General features: G+C 57.2%; 2 protein-coding genes. Both read left to right on the forward strand.

Features of this window, described 5'->3' with window-relative positions:
* Positions 1 to 1323 (forward strand): thioesterase domain-containing protein (locus NKH19_RS33200; RefSeq protein ID WP_352983922.1); only part of this gene is annotated, 1323 nt, incomplete at its 5' end.
* 376 nt (positions 1324 to 1699) lie between these two features.
* Entirely contained in the window at positions 1700 to 1813 is a 114-nt protein-coding gene (locus NKH19_RS33205; protein ID WP_352983923.1) for a hypothetical protein, read from the forward strand.
* The last annotated feature ends 48 nt before the right edge of the window (positions 1814 to 1861 follow it).

The following is a 1861-nucleotide window of genomic DNA, read 5'->3' on the forward strand; positions in this document are numbered from 1 at the left end:
GCACACGGGGATGGCGCCGACGACAAGCGGCTCATCGCCTATGTGGTTGCGGCCGAGGCCGGATCGGACGACGAGGATGGCGGCGGGCTTGCCGGCGCCTTGCGCGCGCATGTGAGCGGGCGGCTGCCGGACTACATGGTGCCGGCTGCGTTCGTGCGGCTCGCGGCGCTGCCGCTGACGCCGAACGGCAAGCTCGACCGCAAGGGGCTGCCGGCTCCCGACGACGACGCCTATGCGCGGGCGGCCTATGAGGCGCCGCGCGGCGCGATCGAGACGACGCTGGCACAGATCTGGGCGGAGCTTCTCAGGGTCGAGCGGGTCGGACGTCACGACAACTTCTTTGAGCTCGGCGGCCATTCGCTCTTGGCGGTGCAGGTGCTCAGTCGAGCATTACAGCTTGGGCTGAACTTTAGCGCCGCCGATCTCTTCCAAGCCCCTGTTCTGAAGGAACTTGCATCGAAGATTCATTTAGAGCCACAGCCCAGTAGTCCGGGAGTGATTTCCGTTCGACCAACCGGATCGCAGCCACCGCTCTTCTTTGTCCCCACAGGCTTTGGAGATTGTTCCTATGTCCTCGGTTTGGCGAACGAAATGGACGTAGACTGTCCCGTCTACGCTTTACCATGGCCGTTTTTCGATGAAGTTCGTCCACTGACCCTTGAAGCGATAGCTGATCAGGTCATCCTCGCGATCAAAGAAATTCAACCGCAGGGACCATATCGCTTCGCTGGATACTCATCAGGCGGAATCTTGGCTTACGCAATCGCCCGGCGCTTGCTGAGTCTCGATGACGCTGTGTCGTTCATCGCTCTCATCGATGTTACGCTACCCGCAAACGTGACAAAGATATCACCCATCCAAATGGTACGAGACGTGGTGCTCGATTCTTTTGAATCCTTAGATGATGAGAGCTTCGAAGTGTTGGAGCAATTTGCTGGACAAAGTTCAATCGCTCAGCTGCTTGAAAAGGGGCAGCAAATTGGGGCAATACCTCTGGATCGTAATCTCGATAACGATGTTTTGATGTATGAAAGGACCGCCCGGTTCCACAAGGCGCTGCAGGCGTACCAAGTCCCAACCCTGCCAATTGAGATACATCAGTTTTATGCCACCGAGGCTCTCTTCAGTTCTCGGGCACGACAAGCTAAGAGTTCATTCTGCCCAGAGGCATGTTCGCCTATGCGCGGCTGGGACCGGGTCTTGAGTCCGGAGGCCATTACTGCCGTACCGATTATAGGCGACCACGTGACGATGATAAGTGTTCTGGAAAACCGCAAAGCTCTGGCCCGAGCCATTGTCAACGCCCTTAATCGGGGTTCTTGAAAAAGATCCCTAGCGAACTGCACCGAAGGTTCTGGCACCCAGACGAGGTTCGGTCTCGGATCGCGACAATCCCCAAATGTCGGAGGAGTTCTGGCTCGGTGATCCAAAGATGGGAAACAATATGTGGTCCGCCGCCGCTGCTGATCGACGACCGAACCGAGTCAATTCCAAGGCCAAGCTGCATTGGCTGAGCTTCTTGCAAATTCCGACGATTAACCGGACACCGTTCCGATCAAAAACCGGACGCGCTGGAGTGCACCCCCAGACTGAGACAAGGAAAATCGCGGACAGTTTCCCCGCAAGGAGAGGAAACTGGGGCATGGCCGGACGGCAAAGAGTTATTGATGATGACCAAAAGCTGGAGCTTCTCCGGCGCATGGAGGCGGGCGAAACCGTCAGCAAGTTGGCAGATGAGGTCGGTATCAGTCGGCAACGACTTTACGAGTGGCGTGATGCGCATTTCGCAAAAGCCGGACAGGGGTTCCGCTAATTCCCGGACAGCGATTTCGCTAATGTCGGGACAGTTTGGCGGCGACGG

The sequence above is a fragment of the Mesorhizobium sp. M1338 genome, assembly GCF_040318045.1.
GTDB lineage: Bacteria > Pseudomonadota > Alphaproteobacteria > Rhizobiales > Rhizobiaceae > Mesorhizobium.